Source organism: Mesotoga infera (assembly GCA_011045915.1).
GTDB lineage: Bacteria > Thermotogota > Thermotogae > Petrotogales > Kosmotogaceae > Mesotoga > Mesotoga infera_D.
This window is the reverse complement of sequence record DSBT01000142.1, coordinates 1-1,914: the sequence shown is the minus strand read 5'-3', so window position 1 is coordinate 1,914 and position 1,914 is coordinate 1. Positions and strand designations below refer to the sequence as shown.

Sequence of the window (1,914 nt, the reverse complement as noted above, 5' to 3'; positions counted from 1 at the left end):
CCTGACCTTCGTTGCCGGAGGAGTAATGGCTGCAATGTCAGGAGTTGTCTACGCCTCAAGGCTGCTTTCGGTTACGCCTCTTGCCGGCCAGGGCTATGAGCTGGATGCGATAGCTTCTGCGGTGATCGGCGGTACAAGTGTGTCTGGTGGGGAAGGTTCGGTCGTTAGAACTCTCATCGGGGCGTTGTTGCTGACTATGATAACCAATGCATTCAACCTGATCGGAATAGATCTTTATGTTCAATATGTGTTCAAAGGACTTGTAATTCTGGCAGCGGTTGGATTCGATTCGTTCTACAAGGCCCGTGGCTAGAATGTAGACTCTGAATACGAAAAGAGCTCCTAAGGATAATTTTGGCGTGCTCAAATTTACTACGTCAGACGTCGCCGGGCTTATGACGATCGATGAACGGGAGGTTCCCTCCTGAACTATACCGTCAATCGCACTCTTCACCCCTTGTGTGCGAAGCTCCATCTCTTTCTGCGAAAGGAATCCTTCATCGCATCTGCCGTACACAATCAGTGCTCTCTTCAACTGATCACCTCCAGTGAAATCTTTGCTGCAATTAGAGCACAGCTCCTATCTCGGAGTATCAATCGGCTGAGAATACGCTTGAACCAATTCTTTGAGGTGCGTTAGAGTGCCTGAGAGGTTGGAAACTGCAAGCAGGAGCAGTAACAAAAACAAGAGATCTAGAAAACTCGGACAGCCTTCACTTTGCGTGTCTCAATTTTAAGATTACCGAATAGGTCACGGCCGTGATAAATGTACCTGGCTGATCTGAAGACTCAACGATTTGAGATGCCTTACCGAATCCGGATCTTGAGCTCTTCGCATCACCAGCCATCAAACCTCAGCTACGGCATTCTTCTCGCTTCCTGAAGTATTCTCCCTAATCGGAGGGTCTTCGTTCAATGCGGCACATGATCTGTTGCCTGCTCATTGAGCATAAGAGTTATGTTCTTTGAAAATTCGATCGCCTTTTCTTCGATCTCCTTTTTGAGTTCTTCAGGGTTATCAAAATCCGGTTGATGAGTCAGTGTTGACTCGAGAATGGAATCTACTCCCGGAGAGACTTGTGACAACTTGTATCGTCTCATATTCCTAAGTCCAAAGAACTCAATGTACTCGGCCTGAACCTTTCTATTGATCGCGCCAAGCCAGACTTCAAATTTGCTCTCTTTGTGCAGATAAACAATCGTGATCTTGAGCTTCTGATCTCTGAAGGCGACTGGAGAAAAAGCGAAATATGTCATATCCATATAGCCGAAATACAGAGAGCCGGTCAAGTAGTCCGGGTATTTGCTGCTCAAATCCGTTCTCAGGTCCGACATGAACGACATGATTCCTCTATAGGCCGCCTGGATATACCCCTTATTCAACTGGTTCGTGTATTCACGGACAAGATCGTTCAGAGAGTCCATATTTCTACTCCTCATTCCAACGGTATTTCTTGTTCTTGCGAAGAGTATCGAGATTGCAGTTTAGGCACAAACCATTATGGCAGCATATAACCCCTCCGCATTCGGGGCAGCGCCATTTCTTCTCTTCCTCCTTCAAGAACAGTTCAATAGAGTTGTCCTGAATGAATTCCAGGTTCTCAATCATACTCATGTGATATTTAGTTCGGTAGCGCTTATCCAGTGCCTTAAGTCGTTTGCATGGAAAGTCTTTGCACTCGAAGCAGAAACGGACGCTTCCCCTTGCAAGTAATTCGCACTGGTCGCCCATATGAGTGCAGTTCTCACCCCTCGGGATGCAACCGGGGCAGTATTGTCTGTGAAAGCCTTTCTTCTTGAGATCGTCTTTCATTGCCTGGTAATTGATGCACAGGCTGCAATTCATACCGCATGGAGCAATTAACGCCTCTTCCATCCAACACCCCGTCACGACCCGTTGAGAAACCTCATCAT

General features: G+C 47.0%; 3 protein-coding genes. 1 reads left to right on the top strand and 2 read right to left on the bottom strand.

The features are described 5' to 3' along the window. A partial coding sequence (locus ENN47_05295) for a ribose ABC transporter permease (GenBank protein ID HDP77589.1) occupies nucleotides 1-313 on the top strand: 313 nt, incomplete at its 5' end. A gap of 599 nt (nucleotides 314-912) precedes the next feature. Here ENN47_05295 and ENN47_05290 read toward each other — a convergent pair. Continuing rightward, complete coding sequence (locus ENN47_05290; GenBank protein HDP77588.1) at nucleotides 913-1,425, bottom strand: hypothetical protein; 513 nt, start codon at nucleotides 1,423-1,425, stop codon at nucleotides 913-915. Between the two features lie 4 nt (nucleotides 1,426-1,429). Beyond that, nucleotides 1,430-1,876, bottom strand: coding sequence for a DUF3795 domain-containing protein (locus ENN47_05285; GenBank protein HDP77587.1), 447 nt, complete (start codon nucleotides 1,874-1,876; stop codon nucleotides 1,430-1,432). Nucleotides 1,877-1,914: the final 38 nt, after the last annotated feature.